We start from the raw sequence: 22,491 nt of genomic DNA, 5'->3' as shown, positions 1-22,491 counted from the left end.
GATCACGCGGCTCCGCCTCCCGGGCGGGGCTGCAACCAAAACCAAAAATATCCGAGGTCATCATGGCAGACGCCAGCGCCTCCGGCGCGTCCACCGGACGCAAGAACATCTTGAAGACCCTCGAATTCGACACCCGCCTGCTCGGCATGGTCGGTGCCTTCATTCTGGTCTGCATCGTGTTCAACATTCTGACGGATGGCCGGTTTCTCACCCCCCGTAACGTCTTCAACCTGACGATCCAGACCGTCAGCGTGGCGATCATGGCCACCGGCATGGTTTTCGTCATCGTCACCCGCCAAATCGACCTGAGCGTCGGCTCCCTGCTCGCCACCTGTTCGGCGATAATGGCGATGACGCAGACACAGATCCTTCCCAGCATGGGGATCGACTACGGCAGCGGCCTGATTGCGCCTGTGGCGATTATCGTGGGTCTCGTAAGCGGCGGCCTGATCGGTGCGTTTCACGGATGGCTGGTGGGCTACCTGACCATCCCCGCCTTCATCGTCACACTGGGCGGCCTGCTCGTCTGGCGCAACGTGGCCTGGTATCTGACGAACGGCCAGACGATCGGTCCGCTCGATGACAATTTCCAACTTCTCGGCGGCATCGGCGGCACAATGGGAGAAACCGGAAGCTGGATCTTCGGCGCCATCGCGGTCGTCGCCGCGGCCTACGCGATCTGGCAGGCCCGTCGCGCCCGTATCGCCCACGAGTTCCCGGTCAAGCCGATCTGGGCAGAGTTCGTGCTCATGGCACTCTCCGCCGCGTTGATCCTCGGCTTCATCGCGACCCTGAACGCCTACGACGTGCCCTCGCGCGTTCTCGCCCGCAGCTTCGAGGCACGGGGCGAGGTCATGCCCGAAGGGTTCACGCAAGGCTACGGTATCCCGTTTTCGGTGCTCCTCCTGATCGCCGTCGCAGTGATCATGACCCTCGTCGCCCGCCGCACCCGGCTGGGGCGCTACATCTTCGCGACCGGCGGAAACCCGGATGCAGCGGAGCTGTCCGGCATCAACACCCGAATGCTGACCGTGAAGGTCTTCGCGATCATGGGTGTGCTCTGTGCGCTCGCCGGTCTCGTGGCCTCTGCCCGCCTGTCGTTCCATTCCAACGACATTGGCACGCTGGACGAATTGCGCGTGATCGCGGCGGCGGTCATCGGCGGCACCGCACTCGCAGGCGGGATCGGAACGATCTACGGCGCGATCCTCGGTGCGCTCATCATGCAGTCGCTGCAATCCGGCATGGCCATGGTCGGCGTCGACGCGCCGTTCCAGAACATCGTCGTCGGTGGCGTGCTCGTCCTCGCCGTTCTGATCGACATCATCTACCGCAAACGGACAGGAGACGCGTGATGGTTGACCGAACCGGAACCCCGCTTGTCGAAATGCGCGACGTCTCGGTGTCCTTCGGCGGCATCAAGGCCGTCGATCACGTGACCGTCGATCTCTTTCCCGGCGAAGTCGTGGGCCTTCTGGGGCACAACGGCGCCGGGAAATCGACGCTCATCAAATGCCTCTCCGGCGCCTACAAGATGGACGCGGGCGAGATCTATATCGACGGCGAACTCGTCGACATACAGAACCCGCGGGACGCCCGTGCGCAGAACATCGAGACGATTTATCAGACCCTTGCGCTGGCCGACAATCTCGACGCCGCCTCGAACCTTTTTCTGGGGCGCGAACTCGTGACACCTCTCGGCTTCGTCAACGACGCCCAGATGGAGGCCGAAACGCGCAAGATCATGGGACGCCTCAACTCGAACTTCAAGAAATTCAAGGACCCGGTGAAGGCGCTCTCGGGCGGTCAGCGGCAGTCGGTCGCAATCGCGCGCGCCGTCTATTTCAACGCGCGCATCCTGATCATGGACGAACCCACCGCAGCCCTTGGGCCTCAGGAAACCCAGATGGTCGCCGAGCTCATCAACCAGCTCAAGGAACAGGGCATCGGGATCTTCCTGATCGAACACGATGTCCACTCCGTCATGGATCTCTGCGACCGCGCTTCGGTGATGAAGAACGGTCAACTCGTGGGCACGGTCAACGTGGACGAGGTCACCGACGAGGACATCCTCTCGATGATCATTCTCGGCAAGAACCCCGAGGCCGCAACCGCCTGACCGGACCAAAACGAAATCTGCTTCAGCGCCCCTGCTTCGGCCGGGACGCGCCAAGAAAACACGCCAAGGAACAATGAAGATGAGCACAGGTTTTTTCGCCGGTATCGACAAGATCGCCTACGAGGGACCGGACAGCACGAACCCGCTGGCCTTTCACCACTACGACCCGGACGAAATGGTCATGGGCAAACGGATGGAAGATCACCTGCGCTTCGCCGTCGCCTATTGGCACAGCTTTGCGTGGGAGGGCGGCGACCCTTTCGGCGGCCAGACTTTCGTACGCCCGTGGCATCCACAGGACAGCATGGAGCGTGCAAAACTGAAGGCGGACGTGGCCTTCGAAATGTTCGATCTCCTGAACGCCCCCTTTTTCTGCTGGCACGACGCCGACATCCGCCCCGATCAGGGCGACTTCAAAGGCAACCTCGATACATTGAACGAGATCACCGACTACATCGGTGAGAAGATGGAAAGCTCTTCGACCGGCCTCCTGTGGGGCACCGCCAACATGTTCTCGCACCGTCGCTGGATGTCGGGCGCCTCGACCAATCCCGACCCTGACGTTTTCGCCTTCGCCGCGGCGACCGTGAAATCCTGCATGGACGCGACCCACAAACTCGGCGGGCAGAACTACGTGCTCTGGGGCGGGCGCGAGGGGTATGAAACGCTCCTTAACACGGACCTGACGCAGGAACTCGACCATATGGGCCGGTTCCTGTCGATGGTCGTGGACTACAAACACAAGATCGGGTTCGAAGGCCAGATCCTCGTCGAGCCGAAACCGCAGGAACCGTCCAAGCACCAATATGACTTCGACGTCGCCACCTGCATTGGCTTTCTGCGCAAATATGGCCTCGAGAACGAGGTGAAACTGAACATCGAACAGGGCCACGCGATCCTCGCCGGGCATTCGTTCGAGCATGAACTTGCGCTGGCCGCCTCCGAGGGGATGCTTGGCTCGATCGACATGAACCGGAACGATTACCAATCCGGCTGGGACACGGACCAGTTCCCGAACAACACGCCAGAGGTGGCGCTCGCCTATTATCACATCCTCAAATCCGGTGGCTTCTCCCAGGGCGGCACCAATTTCGACGCCAAGCTGCGCCGCCAGTCGCTCGACGCCGAAGACCTGATCGCGGCGCATGTGGGCGGCATGGACATCTGCGCACGTGGGCTGAAGGCCGCAGCCGCGATGCTGGAAGACGGGGGACTGGAGGATGCGCTGACGGACCGCTACGCTGGCTGGGACACGCCCGAGGCCACCGCGATGCTGGACAGCGATCTCGGCGCGATCACCCAGCGCGTGCTGGACGAGGGGATCAACCCTGAACCCCGCTCGGGGCGTCAGGAAATCCTCGAAAACTACGTGAACCGCTTCGTCTAGGGCGTCGGAAGGAAACCGCCATGTATCTTGGACTGGACCTCGGCACTTCGGGCCTGCGCGCTATCCTCACCGATGAGAATGGTGCGGTGCAGGCGGAAGCCGAAGCCGCCTTCGATGTCGCCCACCCGCACCCCGGATGGTCCGAGCAGGACCCGGCGGACTGGATACGCGCCTGCGAAGCGACCGTCGACGCGATCCGTCAGGCCGCACCCGATGCCTTCGCGGCTCTCCGAGGTATCGGGCTTTCCGGGCACATGCACGGCGCGACGCTGATCGACAGGGATGACCGCGTGCTGCGCCCCTGCATCCTGTGGAACGACACGCGCTCGATCACCGAAGCCGCAGCCCTCGATGCCACGCCGGGGATGCGCGAAATCACCGGCAACATCGTCTTTCCCGGTTTCACCGCCCCGAAACTCGCCTGGGTCGCGGCACATGAACCCGAGGTGTTCGCACAGGTCGCGAAAGTGCTCCTGCCCAAGGACTACCTGCGCCTCTGGCTTACCGGCTCCTGCATATCGGACCTGTCGGACAGCGCCGGCACCGCCTGGCTCGACGTGGGCGCACGCGACTGGTCGGCTGAAGCACTGGAGCGCGGCGGCATGCGGCGGGACCAGATGCCGGAACTCGTTGAAGGCAGCGCGCCGGGGGGCGATCTCCGCGCGACGCTGTTGTCGGAGTGGGGCCTCACGGGACCCGTCGTCGTCGCCGGTGGCGGCGGTGACAATGCAGCCGCCGCCTGTGGCATGGGGTGCCTCGGCGAAGGCGCAGGCTTCGTCTCTCTCGGCACCTCCGGCGTGCTGATGACCGGGCGTGACAGCTACGCGCCCGACCCCGCCTCCGCGGTCCACAGCTTCTGCCACGCCGTGCCGGGGCGCTGGTACCAGATGGGCGTCATCCTCGCCGCGACCGGCAGCCTCAACTGGCTCGCCCGTAATCTCGGCGAAAGCCCCTCCGATCTTTCCACCGCACTCCCCGATGCGGCCACCGGCCCGTCTACGCTCACCTTCCTGCCCTACCTCTCGGGTGAGCGCACGCCACATAACGACAGCGCCATTCGCGGTGCGTTCATCGGCCTCGACGTGGCGATGGGGCGGACGGACCTGACCCGCGCGGTGATGGAGGGCGTCGCCTTCGCACTTCACGACAGCCTTACCGCCCTGACCGGCACGGGGGCGCGGTTCGACACGCTGCTCGCCGTCGGCGGCGGTGCGCGGTCGCGGTTCTGGCTCACGACACTGGCAAATACGCTGAACCTTCCGCTGTCTCTCCCGTCGGGAAGTGAAATGGGTGCGGCCCTTGGCGCCGCGCGCCTTGCCATTTGCGCCGCGACCGGCGAAACGCCCGAAGCGGTGATGACCCCGCCCGCCACAGCCGAAGTGATCGAGCCGGACGCGAACCTGACGCAGGCATATACCGAAAGCTACGAACGCTACCGCGCGCTCTACCCGGCGCTATCGTCGTTGGGTTGATCCGATGCGCACCCATCTCCACGCTCTGATCGCAGCCCTTGCCCCCCTGACCCTGACCCCGGCATTGCCGCTCGTCGCCCAGGACCTCGGCCCACGGCCCACATTCCCCGAACCGGACCTGGGGCGGATCGAGCTCGGCTGGCGTCTTTTCTACGACCCGATCATCTCCGGCAATCAGGCCGTGAGTTGCGCGACCTGTCATCACCCGGACCTGGGAACCTCCGACGGCGTTTCACTTGCGCTCGGCGACGGCGGCCTCGGGCTTGGTCCTGAACGCAAGATAGACCCGGAAAACCTCCCGGAAGAACGCATTCCCCGCAACGCGCCGGGCCTTTGGAACCTCGGCGCGACCGAGTTTACGCGTTTCTTTCATGATGGTCGCCTCGAGCTCGACCCGTCGCAATCCAATGGTATCCGCACTCCGCTCGGTGCGGACATGACGCAGGGGTTCGCGTCTCCCCTCGCTGCGCAAGCCATGTTCCCCGTGCTCTCGGGCGATGAGATGGCCGGTCATTACTCCGAGAATGACATCAGCCGCGCCGTGCGTCAGGGATTGCTCGCCCAGCCCGGCGGCGCGTGGGACAAGATAGCCGCCCGGGTCGCAGCCATCCCCGAATACGCAGATGGGTTCGACGCGATCGCACCGGATGAACCGATCACCTTCACACGGATCGCCAACGTCATCGCCGATTTCATCGCATTTGAATGGCGCGCAGATGCATCGCCTTTCGATCTTGCCATGCAGGGCGAGGCGACGCTCTCCGCGCCCGCGCAGGCCGGACTGGGCCTGTTCTACGGCAAAGCCGGCTGCGCCACCTGTCATTCCGGCTGGCTTCAGACCGATCACGACTTTCACGCCATCGCCATGCCCCAGTTCGGCCCCGGCAAGGCCGCGCGGTTCGAAGATCACGCCCGCGACGAAGGTCGCTTTCGGGTGACGGGCGACCCGGACGATGCCTATGCATTCCGAACCCCATCGCTGCGCAACGTCACGCTGACCGCGCCCTATGGTCATGATGGGGCATTCGCCACGCTCGAAGCCGTCATTCGCCATCACCTCGATCCGGTCGCTTCGCTTCGCAACTACGACATCGGACAGGCAATTCTGCCGAACCTCCCACACGCCGAAGACGTGGCGGTCCTTTCGTCCGCCGAAGAACTGGATGCCATCGCCGCGGCGAACGATCTCGCTCCGGCAAGCCTCGAAGACGATGAGATTGCGAGCCTCATCGCATTCCTCGAAACCCTGGAAGACCGTGCCACTCGCCTTGGCGTCCCCGAATCCGTTCCGAGCGGCCTACCCGTCACCGGGAGGTGAGCGCAAGCTCGTCTGGATGTCCGACGGCACGTGAACAAACACGCCGGGCAATTCCGAGGCCACGAAGAATTGCCCCGCACGCGATACATGCGCCTTCCACCTTCGCCAAACCTCGGCCGCCCAAACCCGTCGCGACGGGGCGAATAGAGAAACGCCCCGCAAGGCGTTTCTCGTTCTTTCAAATCGGCTCAGAACGTCGCTGCAACCGAAAGCTTGAACGTCCGGCCCGGAGCCGCGCGTGTGGCCAGATGCGGCGTGTAGTCGAGATCGAAGACGTTCTCGACACCAAGGCGGAATTCGGCACCCTGCAAAGCTCCATCCTGAGGCCGATATGTCGCGCGGATGTTGTGCACCAGACTTTCCGTCGTCGGAGTCGCGGACCGGTTCATCGCGAGATCCGCAACCGCTTCCCAGGACAGGTCATATTCCTCGCCGAACCGCTTGCCGACCGTCAGTCGCACCTGATCGGCCGGGATGCCTTCCCAAGCAGCCGTCGCGCCGGACGCATCGGTGCCCCAGCCGCGCTGGAAATTCGCGTTGAGATCCGTGTAGTAACCGTTCGCCATCGAATAGGATCCTTCGACCTCGACACCCCGCAGCATGACATCCGTAATCGGCGTCATCGTTGCGGTCGTGTAGGAGGTCACGTCCCAGACATTGGTCTGATACGCGTTTACCTTGAGGCTCAACTGGTCGCCGTCGGCAAGAACCGACCCCCGGTCGAAACTCGCCCCGATCTCGAAACTGCGCGCCTTTTCGGATTGCGTCATGTAGACCGGGTTGGTGAGGTCGTCCATAATCGGAAGGTTCTCGGTATAGGCCACGCTGCCGAAGACGGCGAAGCCGGACTCCCCGAATTCGTAACGCCCGGTCACGCCCCCCATCAGTGCGTCGTTGTTGTAGTACGCATAGGCCGGCCCGCCGATCCGCTGGGTTTCGTACCGAACCGCCGGGGTCACCGTCAGCCCGCCCCAGGTGATGTCGTCCACTGCGAAAACGGCAAGGCGCTGATCGGTCCCACCCGGCGCGGAAGACGCATCGAGACGCTCCTTGTAAATGCCTTCGACTCCGACCCGCACATCATGCTGCACGGGACCCGTCGCGAAAAGCGACTGGTTCTTCACGGTCAGTTTGGTGGTCTGGTAGCGGTGATCCGCATCCACCAGCGGTTGCAGGAACGGGAACGTCGGCGTTCCTTCCAGCGGCGAAGAGCCTGAAACATAGGTACTGTCGATCTGCTGATCCGCGTAGCTCAGGTTCGCGGTGACGTTGACCCAGTCGGTCGTCGCACTGTCGAACGTATAACGCAGCGTCGCGGTGCGCGACTTCACCATGCGGTCGACATTGCCGAAACTGCCGCCGGTGGTGCCGAAACTGTCATAGGGCGTGTCGTACTCCGCCGACGTGGTGTCCGAATAGGTCGCGCGAAGCGCATGCTCGTTCGAACTGCCAAACGTATAGAGCGCGCCGACATTGTATGACGGGAGCGCAGTAGGCTGCACGTTGATCGGGTTACCCGCACCGTCGACCATGACGTCCTGCATCCGGTAGGTGTAATTGCCGATCACGCCGAAATTCTGGGTCGGCTGCCAGGCGAGGATGGTCGAGCTCGCCAATTGCGAGCCGTTGGTCCCGTATTGCAGCGTCTGGCGCAACTTGAACCCGGTTTCACCGCCGGTGATGTCGATCGCATCCTTGGTTTCGGCCCGGATGAGCCCACCGATGATACCGGAGCCGAACTCGAAAGTGCCTGCGATCCCCCTGATCACGTTCACTTCCTTGTAAAGCTCGGGGTCGGTGTAGAGCTGCGTTCCGATGCGATATAGCTCTTCGGACCCGACGCTCGCGCCGTTGGTCTGGATTGCGACCTTCTGATCGGTCCCATAGGTGCCGTTCGCCCCGAAACCCCGGATATTGATGCCCGACCCTTGGGCGGTGTTGCCGTTGATCAGCGTCACGCCCGGGACCGTGTCGACGAGTTCGGCGATCGAATCCGCCTGCCGGTCTTCGATCTCTTCCTGATCGACAGTGGTCTCGGCAGTGGCGGTATCGGTCTGCACGTCCCGTTTCGATTCAGCGAGATACACGGTGTCGAGTTCGAATGACTCCTGCGCCAGTGCAGGCGTAGAGACGATGGTGGCGGCACTGACGAGCAGCAGCGCGCGCACCGAAGGTTGCGCGTTCATTGGGTGTCCCCTCTTGCAGAATGTTGGGTGCTGGCGTGCTGACCCGGAGGCTGGCTTGCGCGATGCAAGGCATTAATTCGCATCGTGGACACATGTTTTCGTGTCCGGCGCTTGCGTTCCTAAAATAGATGAGTATTTTCGTCAAGAATAAGAGTGACCAATGTCGCTCGACCGAGCCAGCGCCGCAGACCTGCAACGCACAGCCAGGCAAGCCCCACAATCGAACAGAAAAAGGAGCGGCCGCATGGCGGACGATGCTTCCCTGTCAGCGCGCGCAATTCGCGACAAACAGGCCGAGAATCAAACCCTGAGAGCACGCGACCTTGCCGAGTCTCTCGGCATAACCGAGGCGCAATTGGTCGCCGCGCATGTCGGCCACGGCACAGTGCGTATCAACCCGCATCCCGACGACATCATGGGCGCCGTGCCGGCGCTCGGTGAGGTAATGGCTCTCACCCGGACGCCATCGGTGGTGCATGAAAAGGTGGGCGCCTACGACAATTACCAATCCGGCCAGCACGCCTGCATGGTGCTGACCGAGAATATCGACCTGCGCATTTTCCCGCAGCACTGGGTCTCGGCCTGCGCGGTCGAAACGATCAGCGATGGCGTTCCGAAACGCTCGATCCAGGTCTTCGACGCCGCAGGCGATGCGGTGCACAAGATCCACCTGCGTGACGGATCGAACCATGACCAGTGGGATATGGTCGTGGAAACGCTCGCGACGAGCGACCAGACCGACACGCTCGAAGTGGCTGTTCGCATCCCGCCCACCCCGCCGCTGATCCGCGAGGAGAAGGCCGACCTGCTTCGCGCCGAATGGGACAAGATGACGGACACGCATCAATTCATGCTCCTGACGCGCAAGCTCAAGATGAACCGGCTTGGAGCCTACCGCGTCGCCGGCGCGCCCTACGTACGCCCCTTGGCCAACACCGCCGTCGATCAGCTTCTGGCCCTGCTCGCGGACAGCAAGGTGCCCGGCATGATCTTCGTCGGCAACCACGGCTGCATCCAGATCCACTCAGGCCCGATCAGGACGCTCAAAGAGGTCGGGCCGTGGAACAACGTGATGGACCCCGGCTTCAACCTGCACCTCCGGTCCGATCACATCGCGGAGGTCTATGAGGTGCGCAAGCCGACCAAACGCGGCGAGGCCGTGTCGGTCGAAGCCTTCGACAAGGACGGTGCAATCATCCTCCAGATTTTCGGAATGCGCACGAGGGAGGTCGATTTCTACGACGACTTCACTGCGCTCGTCGCGCGGCTCGAAGCAGGCGAGGTCTTGGCATGATCCGGTCTCTCTTGCTGTCCACGCTCGTCGCCCTCCCCACGACCGCGCTCGCGGATCGCGTGCTTTCCATCGGCGGGTCGGTGACGGAAATCGTCTATGCGCTCGGGGAACAGGAGCGTCTCGTCGGTCGCGACTCGACCTCGACCTTCCCGACCGAAGCCACTGCGCTGCCCGACGTCGGCTATATCCGCCAGCTGTCGCCGGAGGGCGTGCTGTCGGTCAACCCGGATCTCATTATCAGCGAAACCGGCGCCGGACCGCTCGAAGCGGTCGAACTTCTGCGCGCCGCAGACGTGCCGTTCATCGAAGTCGCCGACGGCTACACTGAAGAGGCGGTCCTGCAAAAGATCCGCGACGTGGCCAAGGCACTGGACGTGACCGAGAAAGGCGAGGACCTCGCGGCATCCGTCAGCGCGGATCTCGACGAAGCCGAAGCCGTCGCGGCGAATGTCGAACCGCTACGCGTTCTGTTCATACTTTCGACCGCAGGCGGGCGCATCACCGCCGCGGGCGAAAACACCTCCGCGTCTGCGATCATAGAATTGGCGGGCGGCATGAACGCCATCCAGGGCGTCGAGGGCTACAAGCAGGTCTCGGACGAGGCGATCACCGTCGCCGCGCCGGATGTCATCCTGATGATGGACCGTTCAGGCGACCACGCCGCGTCCGACGACGACCTATTTGCGCATCCCGCCATCGCCGGAACCCCGGCGGCCCAGACGCAGTCGGTGGTACGTATGGACGGGCTTCTACTTCTGGGCTTCGGACCGCGCGTCGGAGAAGCCGTCCGCACCCTCGCCGGCGAACTGTCCGAGACGGCAGGCTGATGGTTGCAATGACGCATGTGGACGCCGCGACGGCCTCTGATCGCAGCACCACGGCCCGTTGGGTCATGGTCGCGCTTTCGGTCGCCCTCGTCGCGATCTCGATCGCGAGCCTATTCGTGGGCGCGACCGGACTTTCGCCGCTCGGCGTCATCGGGGATCTGGTGGCGGGGCGTCCCGTCGATCTGCGCGCACAGGTGGTGATCTTCGACATCCGGCTGCCGCGTCTGTCCCTGGGCCTGCTTGTCGGTGCCGCACTCGCTGTGTCGGGCGTCGTGATGCAGGGGCTTTTTCGAAACCCTCTGGCCGATCCCGGCCTCGTGGGTGTGAGCGCGGGGGCCGGTCTTGGTGCGATCCTGGCCATCGTGCTCGGCGGCCTGCTGCCGCCAGCCGTGGGAACGGCGATGGGCTATTCTCTCGTGCCCATCGCCGCCTTCGTGGGGGGCTGGCTGTCGGTCATCGCTCTCTATTCCATCTCGACCAGAGGCGGGCACACGTCCGTCGCGACCATGCTGCTCGCCGGCATCGCACTTGCAGCGCTCGTGAGCGCCCTGTCAGGCATCATGATCTACCTTGCTGACGACGCGCAGCTTCGGACCCTGACCTTCTGGGGCCTCGGCTCACTGGCCGGTGCGACCTGGAGCAAGGTGCTGGCCGCCGCCCCGCTGATGCTCGTGGGCATCTTCGGCGCGCCACTCCTCGCACGCGGCCTGAACGGTCTGGCGCTCGGGGAGCCGGCCGCACGCCATATGGGAATCGACGTCCAGATCCTCAAACGTTTCGCCATTCTTCTGGTCTCTGCCGCGGTCGGCGCGGCCGTGGCGGTATCAGGCGGCATCGGTTTCGTCGGCATCGTCGTGCCGCACCTGTTGCGCCTGTCGACCGGCCCAGACCACCGCTACCTCCTGATTAATGCGGCGCTGCTCGGGGCGATCATTCTGATCCTCGCCGACATGGTGGCGCGCGTCATCGTGGCCCCTGCGGAACTCCCCATCGGGATCGTCATGGCGATCATAGGCGGCCCGTTCTTCCTGTGGATCCTCCTGCGGCGGCGCGGACTTCTGGAGATGTGACATGCTGACGGCACGAAACCTCACAGTCCACCTCGGACATCGGCAGATCCTCCACGGCGTCGACTTCACTGCGAAAGCGGGCGAGGTAACGGCGATCGTCGGTCCGAACGGATCGGGCAAGACAACGCTCCTGCGCGCCATCACGGGGGACGTGGGCTACACCGGCGACGCGCGTATCGAAGGTCTCGACGTGGCGCGTGCGAAACCGTGGGAACTCGCGGCCCGGCGCGGGGTCCTGTCCCAGTTCACAGGGGTCGCCTTCCCGTTCACCGTGGCCGAGATCGTGCGCCTCGGGCAGTCGAACGGCATCTCCGGCGGCGGCCCCGATCTTGGCGAGCGCGCATTGGCCCGCGTCGGCCTGTCGGGCTTCGGTCACCGCCCCTACCACGATCTTTCCGGCGGCGAGCAACAGCGCACGCAACTCGCCCGTGTTCTCGCACAAGTCTGGGACCCGACCGGTAAGGACGGTGCCAACTGGCTGATCCTGGACGAACCCGTCGCCAGCCTCGACATCGCGCACCAACTCGAAGTCATGACACTGGCCCGTGACTTCGCCCTGTCCGGCGGCGGCGTCGTCGCGGTGATGCACGACCTGAACCTGACCGCGATGTTCGCGCAATCCGTCGCGCTCATGGCCGAGGGTCGCGTCGTGACACAGGGCGACATCGGACACGTGTTCACCGACGAAAACCTGTCGGCGGCCTATGCCTGCGACTTGAAAGTCAACACGGCCCCCGCAAACGCCACCTACATCCTGCCCCACGCGGCATCAGCATAGACAGAGATCAACATGGACGAGAAACTGACGGCATTGGCCGATTTCATGGAGAAGGGCGGCGTCGCGATTTGGGTCCTCGCCGTACTCGCTGCGCTCACGGCGGGTGTCATCCTGTGGAAAATATTGCGTCTCGCGGCGCTTCGCGCCTGGCAACCGCGCCGTGCAGGGCGCGCGGTCGATGATTGGCTCGCCGGTCGGCAGGACGCGGCGCGAGACGGTCTTGGCCGCGCGCGCGGGATCTACGGCATCCCCGTCGCGGCCACGTTCGATGTTCTGGCAAGAAACCATCTCTCCGGCGACGCGATGCGAGAAGAGATCGCCCGTGTCGCCGCCATTCAGCTCGCCCGCGCCCGCGGCGGTCTGCGTGGTCTTGAACTCATCGCCACCATAGCACCGTTGATCGGTCTGCTGGGCACCGTGCTCGGCATGGTTTCGGCGTTCCAGGCGCTCGAAGCCGCCGGAAGCCGCGCCGACCCATCCGCGCTTGCAGGCGGGATCTGGGAGGCATTGCTGACCACCGCATTGGGCATGGCGGTGGCGATTCCAGCATCCGCCGCCCTGACCTGGTTCGAAAGCGTGGCCGACCGCGCACAAGGCCGGATCGAGGACATGGTGACGCGGCTTCTCGTTCAGGCCGACCTGCCCGCCGAAGATCAACGCCTCGCCGCCGAGTGACCCCATGTCGCTTTCGCTCGCCCGCCCCCGGCGCCCGCGCCGTCCCAGCCTGACCCCGATGATCGACGTTGTGTTTCTGCTTCTCGTGTTCTTCATGCTGGCCTCCCGGTTCGGGTCCGAGGCCGCGATCACGGTGATCGGCGGGCAAGCAGGCGCATCGGATTACGAAGGTCCGCCCCGGCTCGTCGATGTCCTGCCTGATCGCGTGCTCCTGAATGGAAGCGACATCGGCGAAGAGACCCTGGCCGATCAACTCCAGACCCTGACGCGCTCCGGCTCCGACACGATCGTTCTGCGGGCCCGGGAACAAGCCGACGTGCAACGACTGGTCGCGGTCATGGAAACCTTGGGCGCGGCGGGTTTCACCGGCCTCGTGGTGGTCGAATAGATGCGTGTCGGGAGACAGGCACAGCCGAAACGACCCGTTGAAAACGTGATCCCCATGATCAACGTCGTCTTCCTCCTGCTGGTATTTTTCCTGATCACCGCCCGGATCACGCCACCCCTGCCGGTCGAGATCGAAGCACCGAATGCCGAAGGGCGATCCTTCGATGCCAGCCCGGACGTGCTGGTCATCGGGCCGGACGGCACGCCCTACTACCTCGACCAATCGGGCGAGCAGGTCTGGTCCAGCCTCGCCGCCCGCGCCCGTGAAACCGTGCTGACGCTCCGCGTCGATCGCGCCATGCAGGGGGCCGAACTCGCAAAGGTGCTGGCGAGAGTGTCGAACGTCACCGGCGCTGGCGTCGACCTTGTGGTGGAGAACTGACCCATGCGCGACGGCCTGGAAATCATCGGTGCATCGGCTTTCGTTTCGGTCATCGCGCTTTTTCTCATGCCGGTGCCCGCCCGGCTCGGAGAAGACGGCGCAGGGTCCGGCGGCGAACAGACCGTCAGCGTCAAGGCGTCGTCGGCCGCTGTGGAGCGGATGGTCGCGAGCTGGGAAACACCGCCCGAGACAGAGGTCGAAATGGAAACCGCCGCCCTCGCGCCGCCCGAGATGCCGCAGGCGCCCCCTGCCCCCGTGACCGATGAGCCGCCTGCACCCAACATCTCGTCGCTCCCTGTGCCGGATCGCACGGCGCCCGAAGCATTTCGTGCACCCGAGCTGGACACCACCCCACCCGCTCCGCCGCCGCCTCGTTTCGCACCAGAAGCCTCGCCTCGACCACCCGAGCGCCCCGCACCCACGCCAGAGCCGCAGCGGCAGACTGTCCAGCCCCCTGCGCCCGTCAAACCGCCGCATCAGCAACAGGCCTCCCAAGCGTCCGCACCTCGCGCGCAACAGCAGGCGAAAGGCATCGGCGGCGGTGCAACACAGGGCCAGACGCAGAAACGCGAACAGGCAAGCATCAGCCCTTCGCAACGTGCGACCCTGATGAGCCGCTGGGGCGGACAGATCCAGGCCCGGATCGCCCGCCGCGCACCCCGCGGCGCCGGCAAAGGCACGGCCTATGTGACGATCCGTGTCGCCGGTAACGGCGCGTTGGTCGGCGTCGGTCTCGCCCGCAGCTCAGGTAACCCGCAAGTCGACCAGCTCGCGCTTCAGGCCGTTCGGTCTGCGAGCGGGTTCCCGCGCGCGCCTCAAGGCCTGGGGGCCGGACCCTTCACCTTCTCCGTGCCGATTGCCAGCCGCTGATCGTCCGGTGCGCGCCGCACATCGCCTCACTCACCGCCTTGTGCCGACTTGCGAAGTGCGCCTCGCAGGGCGCGCGCGTCGAGGGGTTCTCGCAGCCGCGCCTCCCTTCGATACCCCATCCGCGCCATCGCCTCGCCCTCACGCGGGTGAACGGGCGAACGGAAAGAGGCCCAGACAAGCCGCGCGAGGGCCGCTCGATCAGAGCCTGCATTCTTCAGACGTGAAAGTGCAGGGAGCAAATCGCGCTCGGTCTCGGTGAAATCCGTGCCGAACGGAAAAGCGGGCAACACTGCGCGATGGGGCGCGAGCCAACGGGACAACGTCTCAGGCGTGTTCGCGGCATGGGCAGCAGGCACCTGCCAGGCCGGGTCGATCTTCCCCGCCGAACGAGCCTCATCCAACAGTTCGCGCTGAAACCGGCTGTCCGCGATGCAGATCAGACGTTTGATGACCTCTTCGTCGGTCTCGCCGCGCAGGAAAGCCGCACCATATTCGGTCACGACCACGTCTCGCATGTGGCGCGGCACGGTCGTCACGGGCACTTGCCAAACGATGTTCGACGTCACGGAACCGCCACTCGTCCGCGTCGCGGGCAATGTCAGGATCGCATGGGCGTCCTCAAGCGCGAACGCCTGTTCGAAGAAATTGAACTGACCGCCCACACCACTCACCACCGCGCCCGGTTCCGCTGCGTCCGACATGGCATCACCCAAAAGACTGACCTGCATCGCGGCGTTTACGAAGCGTGCATGCCGACGCGCAGTGCGCTTCGCAGCCTCGTCGCTATAGAGCGCGTTGGTGAAGCTCACCGGCATCATCTGGATCTTCGCACGGCGCTCAGGCGACATCTCCCGAAGCCGCGCGTACATGTCCCGCGCATCGACGAAGAAGCCCGCGTGGATCGCCGCACCGTCCACCTCGCGTCGCAGGATGCCGGCGTCGAACAGGGACAATAGCCCGCCCACCAGCATCTCAGACACGGCGTAGAGCCCCTCGTCGAACGGGGCGACGTCCTCGCCAGAAAGCGGCAGGGGCGCATCACGCCAGAGATCGGCAAGGTCCCCTCGGTCGCGTGACAGGAGCGCCTGCGCAACCGCATCGCCGATCCCACCGATCCCGATTTGAAGCGTGCCACCGTCACGGATCAGGCGCGAGACATGCAACCCGATCGCATGCTGGGCGCGCGACACGGGCTGGCGCGGCACCGAGAAAAGGTCGATCTGCTGCGGAGGCTCCAGCACCATCGCCAAAGCACCTTGCTCGACCTCGGCCGGGCCGGACATGAACGGCAGCACATCGCAAACCTCGGCGACAGCGATGAATTCCAGCTCGCCTGTGGCCCGGCGCGCGAACAGATCGGCAGAAATATCGGTGTTGCACGACATGCTGAAGTGCTCACCCTGACGCGGCATAAGCTGCACGAGCACGTTGGGTTCCTGCGCGATCAGCACGTCGCGGGCGTGTGTATAATTGGCCGAGATGTAATGCCGCTGCGCATAATCGTTGCCAAGCCAGCTTCCCGCCTGAAAGAAAAACTCCGAGACATTTATGTTGTCCGGCAACCCATCGCCGCTAATCATCTCCGCATAAAGCAGCGGCGGCGCGGTGCCGAAAAGCCGATCCATCGCAGGTTCCAGAAATCGCGCCTCCATGTCGGACGAAGGCTTCGGTTTCTGGAGCGTGAGTGCGGTGAAAATGCTGAGTTTCAGTGTCGGATCTGCGGCTGCTGTCTGCACAAGCGCGTTCACCAGCGTGATAGGTTTGCCAAGGCCCAGAGGCAGGGCAAGGCGAACGTCGCCATCGCAGTCGTCGAAGATCGCCCGCGCCAGCGCATCCGCGTCGGAGAAAACCTGTGGCCCGTCAGCCAAGGTCGCCCCAACCGGGATCGGGCGCGAACCTCGGCCCATGCGCGTCGCTCAGCGCACGAAGCCGCGCCGTGACCTCGTCGATGCCCCGCGCCTTGGCATAATGCAGCGGGCCGCCCCTGAACGGCGCCCATCCGGTGGCGAAGATCATCGCCGCGTCGACCTGATCCGCGTTTCTCGCGATCCCCTGCCGCAGCACTTCGACACAGGCGTTCAGCATCGGGAGAATCAGCCGGTCGGTCAGATCGTCGGGCGCACCTTCCAGATCCGCGCTCGGATGAGGCGACCCCTCGGACCAGTCGTAAAACCCTTTGCCCGACTTCTTACCCAGGTGCCCGGCCTCGACCTTCTGTCGCAAATCGTCGGAAATGGCGGGCATCGGTGTGTCAAGACTGCCCTGTAGGGTCTCGGCGACGTGAAGCCCTATATCGAGCCCCACCTGGTCGGCCAGCGTCACCGGCCCCATCGGCATCCCGAACCGGAGCGCGGCGGTGTCGATTACCTCTTTCGACAACCCCTCGTCCATTAGGACCATGGCTTCGAGCATGTAGGGCACCAGCGTCCGGTTCACGACGAAGCCGGGATAATCTCGCACCAAGGCGGGCAACTTGCCGATCGACCCGCAGAAGGCAGCGAGGCTTTGCGCCACCTCGTCACGGGTGTCAGGGCCTGCGACCACCTCGACGAGATCGACACGCGACACCGGGTTGAAGAAATGAAGCCCCGCAAACCGGCTCGGGTCCGGCGCGGCCTGTGCCAATTTGGCGATCGACAGGCTCGACGTGTTCGTGGCGAGGATCGCGCCCTCCTTCAGCTTGCCCTTCAGGTCCGCGAAAATCTTGTGCTTCACCTCGAGCGTTTCGCTCGCCGCTTCGATAACGAGGTCGGCACGAGCAAGGCCATAGCCCTTCGGGTCCGGCATCAACCGATCCAGCGCGTCACGCATCTCGGTCCCGCTCAGATGCTTGTCTTCGCAGATCTTCGCCGCAGTCCTGACGGCCTTGCCAAGTGGCGCGGTCTCGACATCGCCCAACGTTAAGGACTTGCCCTTGATCGCCGCCATCGCCGCGATCTCCGCCCCCATCGCACCGGCGCCGATGACATGAACATGCGCGATCCCGTCTTCGCCGCGCCCGGCCTCCTTCAACGATTGCTGAAGGAAGAAAACCCGGCGCAGGTTCTTCGAGGTTTCGGTGCCCAGCAGGTCGGCAAAGCTTTCGATCTCTCCCGCCCGCATCGCGTCACGATCATCGCCGTGTTTCTCCCACAGGTCGATCAGCGCGTATGACGCGGGATAATGCTCTTTCGGTGCTTTCTTCTCGGTCTGGCTCCGCATCTGGCGCGCCGCAAGACTGCGTGCCTGCTCCAGCCCGAACGCACGGGAGGTCAGACCCGGACGTTGCCGCTCGATCTCGCCACGCGCGGCAGCCTCGACGGCAGCCGCAACATGGCGTTCCTCCACCACCGCATCGACAATCCCCTGCGACTTCGCCCGCTTCGTATGTGCGGTTTTTCCGGTCAGCATCATCGTCATCGCGTCGGTCGGGCCGATCAGGGCGGGCAGTCGAAAGGTGCCACCCAGCCCCGGATGCAGTCCAAGCTGCACCTCGGGAAATCCGAAAGATGCGCCGGGGGTCGCGATCCGGTAATCGCAGCTGAGGGCAATCTCGAACCCGGCCCCGAGTGCCGCGCCATGCACGACGCAGATCGTCGGGCAGGACAGCGACTCGATCCGGTCGAGCACGTCATGCGCCTGGCGCAAAAGGTCAGCGGCCCCCACGTCCGACATCTCGGAAAAGGACGAAATATCCGCGCCCGCGGCAAAGCCTGCGGTTTTGGCGGAGCGGATGACCAACGCTTTCGGCATCTCTGCTTCGGCTTTTGCGACAATGGCGTCGAGGTCACGGATGACGTCTTCAGATATGGTGTTGACGCTGCTGCCGACCCGGTCGAGCACCAGCCAGAGCACGTCGTTTTCGTCCCGCGCGGAACGCCAGTTGCCATCGGCCTCACCGACCGGACCAAGCTCCAGCTTCGTCTCTCCCAGAAATTCAAGCACATGTCCGGTCATCACACGGCCTCCAGAAGCATCGCGCCGCCAAGCCCGCCGCCGATGCATTCGGTCGCGATGCCGCGCTTTGCCCCGCGCGCTTTCATCGCATTGGCGAGGTGAAGCACGATCCGGTTGCCGCTGGTGCCCACCGGATGGCCGAGCGAAATCGCCCCGCCATCGACGTTCAAGCGATCCCGGTCGATCCGACCAAAGGCCCCATCCATGCCAAGCACGTCGCGGCAGAAGTCATCGTCATTCCACGCGGCGAGACAGGACAGAACCTGTGCCGCGAAGGCCTCGTTCAATTCCCAAAGCTCGATGTCATCGACGCCATAGCCGTGCCGTTGCAGGATCGGGGTCGCAGACAGAACGGGCCCTAGCCCCATGATCGACGGGTCAAGCCCCGCCCATTCGCTGTCGGTAATCTCCGCGATCGGTCTCAGCCCATGCGCCTCGATGGCGCGTTCAGAGGCGAGGATACACCAGCTCGCGCCATCCGTGATCTGGCTGGAATTGCCAGCCGTGACCTTGCCGTAAGGCGGCTCGAAAACCGGCTTCGGTTTCGAAAGCCCCTCCATATCGCTGTCAGGGCGCACCCCGTCATCATGATCGTAAACCATGCCGTCGCGGTCGAAAGCCGGCATCAGTTCGTCCGCGAGCCGCCCCTCCGACATGGCGCTGGCAAGGCGATGGTGGCTCTGCATCGCATAGGTGTCCGCAGACGCGCGGTCGATACCGAAGTGATGCGCAAGGACTTCGGCGGTCTGCCCCATGCTCAGCGTGGTGATCGGATCGGTCAGACCGCGCTCCAACCCCACCACTGGCTTGAAGAACTCAGGCTTGATCCCCGCCATCGCCCGCGCCTGCTCGACCGGGCCCTTGGCGGTGCTCATCCGTCCGAACCACTCGACAGCGGATTGGCGCAGGGTCAGCGGGGCATGGCTCAACGCCTCGGTGCCGCCAGCAAGTATCATCTGATGCGACCCCTCGCGGATATAGCGATAGGCCGTGTCGATGCTCTGCATCCCCGACCCGCAGTTGATCTGCACCGAGAATCCGACGGTCGCTTCTGGCAGGCCAAGGCGAAGCGAGGCGACACGCGCCGGGTTCATTTCATCCGCGATGACATTGACGCAGCCGAGGATCACGAGGTCGATGGCCGCCCTGTCGAATGGCTGCCGCGCCAACAATGGCCGCCCACATTGCACCGCCAGATCGACGGGCGTGAACGGACCGGGACCGGACTTCGCCTTGAGGAATGGCGTTCTCGCGCCGTCGACGAGAAAGACGCGCTGCCCGTGTCGCGCATTCATTCAGCAGCCTCCTGACGCACCGAACCGTTGCCCGTGGTGGTGGGGAACAGCGCCGCGAAATCATCTGGCGCGTAATCGTCGACGGCAACGACCTCGTCCACCAGCCGCGACATCTCTTCGATCCCGGACATCTCGGCATCGCTGATAAGCCCGGCCTCGAGCGCCTCTTCAGGCGTCTTGTCCGCATCACGCAGACGTTTCATCACCGGGGCCATCTCGGTCACCTTGGCGAAACAGGCATCCAGCACTTCGACGCCATCCCGGTTGCAACCCTTCGCAAGACGTCCGACGATCCGGTCGCGCGCATCGGACGGGGCGTAGAGCAGATCGCTGCAGGCCGCGACAATCCGGTCACCGGGTTTGCGCTGGGTCGCCCCCGGCATCGCGAACAGCCGCAACGCCCACGAAGCCCATTTCACGGGTAGGTTCGTCACCACCTCGTCCAAAGTGCTCTGGATGTTGTGGAACGCATCCGCCGCGGCATATTCCAGCACCGGCAGGTCCGATTTCTGCCGGCCTTCGTCTTCCCACCGCTTCAGTGCGGCCGACAGGATATACATTTCCGACAGGACATCGCCCATCCGTCCGGTGATCAACTCCATCCGCTTCAAATTCCCGCCAAGCGTAAGGAACAGCAGATCGGCGGTCAGGGCATAGGCGGCAGACCAGCGCGACAGGGTGCGATAAATCGGCGTCGCCGCGCCCGCATCCGGCACCGGGGCAAAACGCCCGCCAGTCAACGCACGACCCCAACTGCGAAACACCGTCCGCGTGCTGTGGCCGACATGCGCCCAGAAGGATTTGTCGAACTTGGCGAGCGACGTGTCGCGATCCTCTTCCTGAAGGGCCAGCATGTTGTCGAGCATGTGCGGATGCGCGCGAATACCGCCTTGCCCGAAGATAATCAGGCTGCGGGTCACGATATTCGCCCCCTCGACTGTAATTCCGATGGGCACCGCACGGTAAAGAGGCAGGAGATAGTTCGAGGGTCCGTCGATCACCGCCTTGCCCGAATGCACGTCCATCGCGTCGTTCAACGCCTCACGCATTCGGAAGGTCGCGTGCGCCTTCATAATCGCCGAGATCACCGACAACGCGCGGCCTTCATCCAGACCGGCGCAGGTGAGGCGGCGGGCAGCGTCCATCGAATATGCATCGGCGGCCAGCCGTCCGAGCCGCTCCTGCACGCCACCGAATTTCCCGATCGGCAGGCCGAATTGCTCACGTATGCGAGAATATGCACCGGTCGTGTGGGCAGACAACGCGATCGCGGCACACCCCATCGAGGGGAGCGAAATGCCACGCCCTGCCGCAAGCGCGCTCATCAGCATCATCCACCCTTTGCCTGCAAATTCCTGCCCGCCGATAATGTGGTCGAGCGGGATGAACACGTCCTTGCCGGTCGTCGGCCCGTTCATGAACATCGTCGAAGACGGAATGTGCCGACGTCCGGTTTCGACCCCCGGCAGATCGGTCGGCACCAGCGCGCACGTGATACCGATGTCTTCCGTTTCTCCGATCAACCCGTCAGGGTCGCGCAGTTTGAACGCAAGGCCCAGAACCGTGCAGACAGGCGACAGGGTGATGTAGCGTTTCGCCCAGTTCAGCCGAATGCCGAGCACCTTCTCGCCGTTCCACTCGCTGTGACAAACCACGCCGTCGTCCACCATCGCACCGGCATCCGAACCGGCTTCGTCGCTGGTCAGACCGAAAGCGGGCAACTCCCGCCCATCCGCAAGGCGCGGAAGCCAATGGTGCTTTTGTTCGTCGGTGCCGAACTGGTGCAACAGCTCGCCGGGGCCAAGCGAGTTTGGCACCATGACGGTGACGGCAGCCGCCACCGACCGCGTCGAGATGAAGCGGACGATTTCCGAATGTGCGAATGCCGAGAAGCCGAGACCGCCGTGATCCTTGGGAATAATCATCCCGAAAAACCGATGTTCGCGCAGGAAGTCCCAGACCTCCGCGGACAGGTCGCCATCCTCGTGGTTTATCTTCCAATCGTCGATCATGGCGCACAGGTCCTTCACAGGCCCGTCGAAGAACGCCTGTTCCTCTGCCGAAAACTCCGGCGGCTTCACCGCCGCGAGCTTGGACCAGTCCGGATTGCCGGAAAACAGCTCCGCCTCCCACCAGACTTCGCCTGCGTTCAATGCTTCGCTTTCGGTTTCCGACAACGTCGGCAGCGCATTTTTCGCCCAGTTGAATATGGGGCGTGTCACGGTTCTGGCACGAAAAGATAGGTCGGTCGTCATGTGGGTCTCCCTTCCAACGGCAACGCATGAAGGAATGCTTGGTTCCTTGATGCGCCGGGCCGGACCATGAGCGCCTGCGCGTAGGTGACGGACCGATCGCTCACATCGGACGGGAACCAACGCTGTTCACGCGGAGTTGAGCAATCGGGAGCGGGTCGTTCATCCTGATCGTCGCACGTTATGCAAGACGGCGTAATGGGTGTTCCCCCAGACAGTCCGGGGAGACGCTTTTGAGATTGA

General features: G+C 64.1%; 18 protein-coding genes. 13 read left to right on the top strand and 5 right to left on the bottom strand.

Annotation, left to right across the window (positions count from 1 at the left end):
• The first annotated feature begins 62 nt into the window (after window positions 1-62).
• The 5 genes from KJP28_RS03695 (at window position 63) to KJP28_RS03675 (ending at window position 6,296) form a co-directional block, all read left to right on the top strand.
• Entirely contained in the window at window positions 63-1,355 is a 1,293-nt protein-coding gene (locus KJP28_RS03695) for a sugar ABC transporter permease (RefSeq protein ID WP_218390871.1), read from the top strand.
• The gene (locus tag KJP28_RS03690) at window positions 1,355-2,119 is read left to right on the top strand and encodes an ATP-binding cassette domain-containing protein (RefSeq protein WP_218390870.1); all 765 of its coding nucleotides are present in this window, start codon (window positions 1,355-1,357) and stop codon (window positions 2,117-2,119) included. Before KJP28_RS03695 ends, KJP28_RS03690 begins: the two co-directional genes overlap by 1 nt.
• A 79-nt stretch (window positions 2,120-2,198) precedes the next feature.
• The gene (gene xylA / locus KJP28_RS03685; protein ID WP_218390869.1) at window positions 2,199-3,506 is read left to right on the top strand and encodes a xylose isomerase; all 1,308 of its coding nucleotides are present in this window, start codon (window positions 2,199-2,201) and stop codon (window positions 3,504-3,506) included.
• Window positions 3,507-3,526: 20 nt separating this feature from the next.
• A complete protein-coding gene (xylB, locus tag KJP28_RS03680) occupies window positions 3,527-4,978 on the top strand; it encodes a xylulokinase (RefSeq protein WP_218390868.1) in 1,452 nt (483 codons plus the stop codon).
• Between the two features lie 4 nt (window positions 4,979-4,982).
• Complete coding sequence (locus KJP28_RS03675; protein WP_218390867.1) at window positions 4,983-6,296, top strand: cytochrome-c peroxidase; 1,314 nt, start codon at window positions 4,983-4,985, stop codon at window positions 6,294-6,296.
• Between the two features lie 188 nt (window positions 6,297-6,484).
• On the opposite strand, the gene KJP28_RS03670 is transcribed toward KJP28_RS03675, so the two are convergent.
• A complete protein-coding gene (locus KJP28_RS03670; protein ID WP_218390866.1) occupies window positions 6,485-8,482 on the bottom strand; it encodes a TonB-dependent receptor plug domain-containing protein in 1,998 nt (665 codons plus the stop codon).
• A 244-nt stretch (window positions 8,483-8,726) separates the two neighbouring features.
• Between KJP28_RS03670 and KJP28_RS03665 the strand changes: the two genes are divergently transcribed.
• Genes KJP28_RS03665 through KJP28_RS03630 form a run of 8 tightly spaced genes read left to right on the top strand, consistent with a single transcriptional unit; the run spans window position 8,727 to window position 14,765 of the window.
• A complete protein-coding gene (locus tag KJP28_RS03665) occupies window positions 8,727-9,776 on the top strand; it encodes a hemin-degrading factor (RefSeq protein WP_218390865.1) in 1,050 nt (349 codons plus the stop codon).
• Complete coding sequence (locus KJP28_RS03660; RefSeq protein WP_218390864.1) at window positions 9,773-10,603, top strand: heme/hemin ABC transporter substrate-binding protein; 831 nt, start codon at window positions 9,773-9,775, stop codon at window positions 10,601-10,603. Before KJP28_RS03665 ends, KJP28_RS03660 begins: the two co-directional genes overlap by 4 nt.
• Entirely contained in the window at window positions 10,603-11,673 is a 1,071-nt protein-coding gene (locus tag KJP28_RS03655; protein WP_218390863.1) for a FecCD family ABC transporter permease, read from the top strand. The genes KJP28_RS03660 and KJP28_RS03655 overlap by 1 nt, the downstream gene beginning before the upstream one ends.
• A gap of 1 nt (window position 11,674) precedes the next feature.
• Window positions 11,675-12,451 (top strand): heme ABC transporter ATP-binding protein, encoded by a 777-nt coding sequence (locus KJP28_RS03650; RefSeq protein WP_218390862.1) that lies wholly within the window; start codon window positions 11,675-11,677, stop codon window positions 12,449-12,451.
• Between the two features lie 12 nt (window positions 12,452-12,463).
• On the top strand, window positions 12,464-13,126 hold the full coding sequence (locus tag KJP28_RS03645; RefSeq protein ID WP_218390861.1) for a MotA/TolQ/ExbB proton channel family protein: 663 nt from the start codon (window positions 12,464-12,466) through the stop codon (window positions 13,124-13,126).
• Window positions 13,127-13,130: 4 nt separating this feature from the next.
• Window positions 13,131-13,514 (top strand): ExbD/TolR family protein, encoded by a 384-nt coding sequence (locus KJP28_RS03640; protein WP_218390860.1) that lies wholly within the window; start codon window positions 13,131-13,133, stop codon window positions 13,512-13,514.
• Window positions 13,515-13,895 (top strand): biopolymer transporter ExbD, encoded by a 381-nt coding sequence (locus KJP28_RS03635; protein ID WP_255552167.1) that lies wholly within the window; start codon window positions 13,515-13,517, stop codon window positions 13,893-13,895.
• A 3-nt stretch (window positions 13,896-13,898) separates the two neighbouring features.
• Window positions 13,899-14,765, top strand: coding sequence for a TonB family protein (locus KJP28_RS03630; protein ID WP_218390858.1), 867 nt, complete (start codon window positions 13,899-13,901; stop codon window positions 14,763-14,765).
• A 26-nt stretch (window positions 14,766-14,791) separates the two neighbouring features.
• Here KJP28_RS03630 and KJP28_RS03625 read toward each other — a convergent pair whose 3' ends face one another.
• The 4 genes from KJP28_RS03625 to KJP28_RS03610 are packed head-to-tail and all read right to left on the bottom strand — an operon-like array spanning window position 14,792 to window position 22,251.
• On the bottom strand, window positions 14,792-16,633 hold the full coding sequence (locus tag KJP28_RS03625; RefSeq protein WP_255552166.1) for an acetyl-CoA hydrolase/transferase C-terminal domain-containing protein: 1,842 nt from the start codon (window positions 16,631-16,633) through the stop codon (window positions 14,792-14,794).
• Entirely contained in the window at window positions 16,626-18,701 is a 2,076-nt protein-coding gene (locus KJP28_RS03620) for a 3-hydroxyacyl-CoA dehydrogenase NAD-binding domain-containing protein (RefSeq protein WP_218390856.1), read from the bottom strand. The genes KJP28_RS03625 and KJP28_RS03620 overlap by 8 nt, the downstream gene beginning before the upstream one ends.
• A complete protein-coding gene (locus KJP28_RS03615) occupies window positions 18,701-19,996 on the bottom strand; it encodes an acetyl-CoA C-acetyltransferase (protein WP_218390855.1) in 1,296 nt (431 codons plus the stop codon). Before KJP28_RS03615 ends, KJP28_RS03620 begins: the two co-directional genes overlap by 1 nt.
• On the bottom strand, window positions 19,993-22,251 hold the full coding sequence (locus KJP28_RS03610) for an acyl-CoA dehydrogenase (RefSeq protein ID WP_218390854.1): 2,259 nt from the start codon (window positions 22,249-22,251) through the stop codon (window positions 19,993-19,995). Before KJP28_RS03610 ends, KJP28_RS03615 begins: the two co-directional genes overlap by 4 nt.
• Window positions 22,252-22,491: the final 240 nt, after the last annotated feature.

The sequence above is a fragment of the Maritimibacter dapengensis genome (genome assembly GCF_019218265.1).
Lineage (GTDB): Bacteria > Pseudomonadota > Alphaproteobacteria > Rhodobacterales > Rhodobacteraceae > Maritimibacter > Maritimibacter dapengensis.
This window is presented reverse-complemented; position numbering and strand designations above follow the sequence as displayed.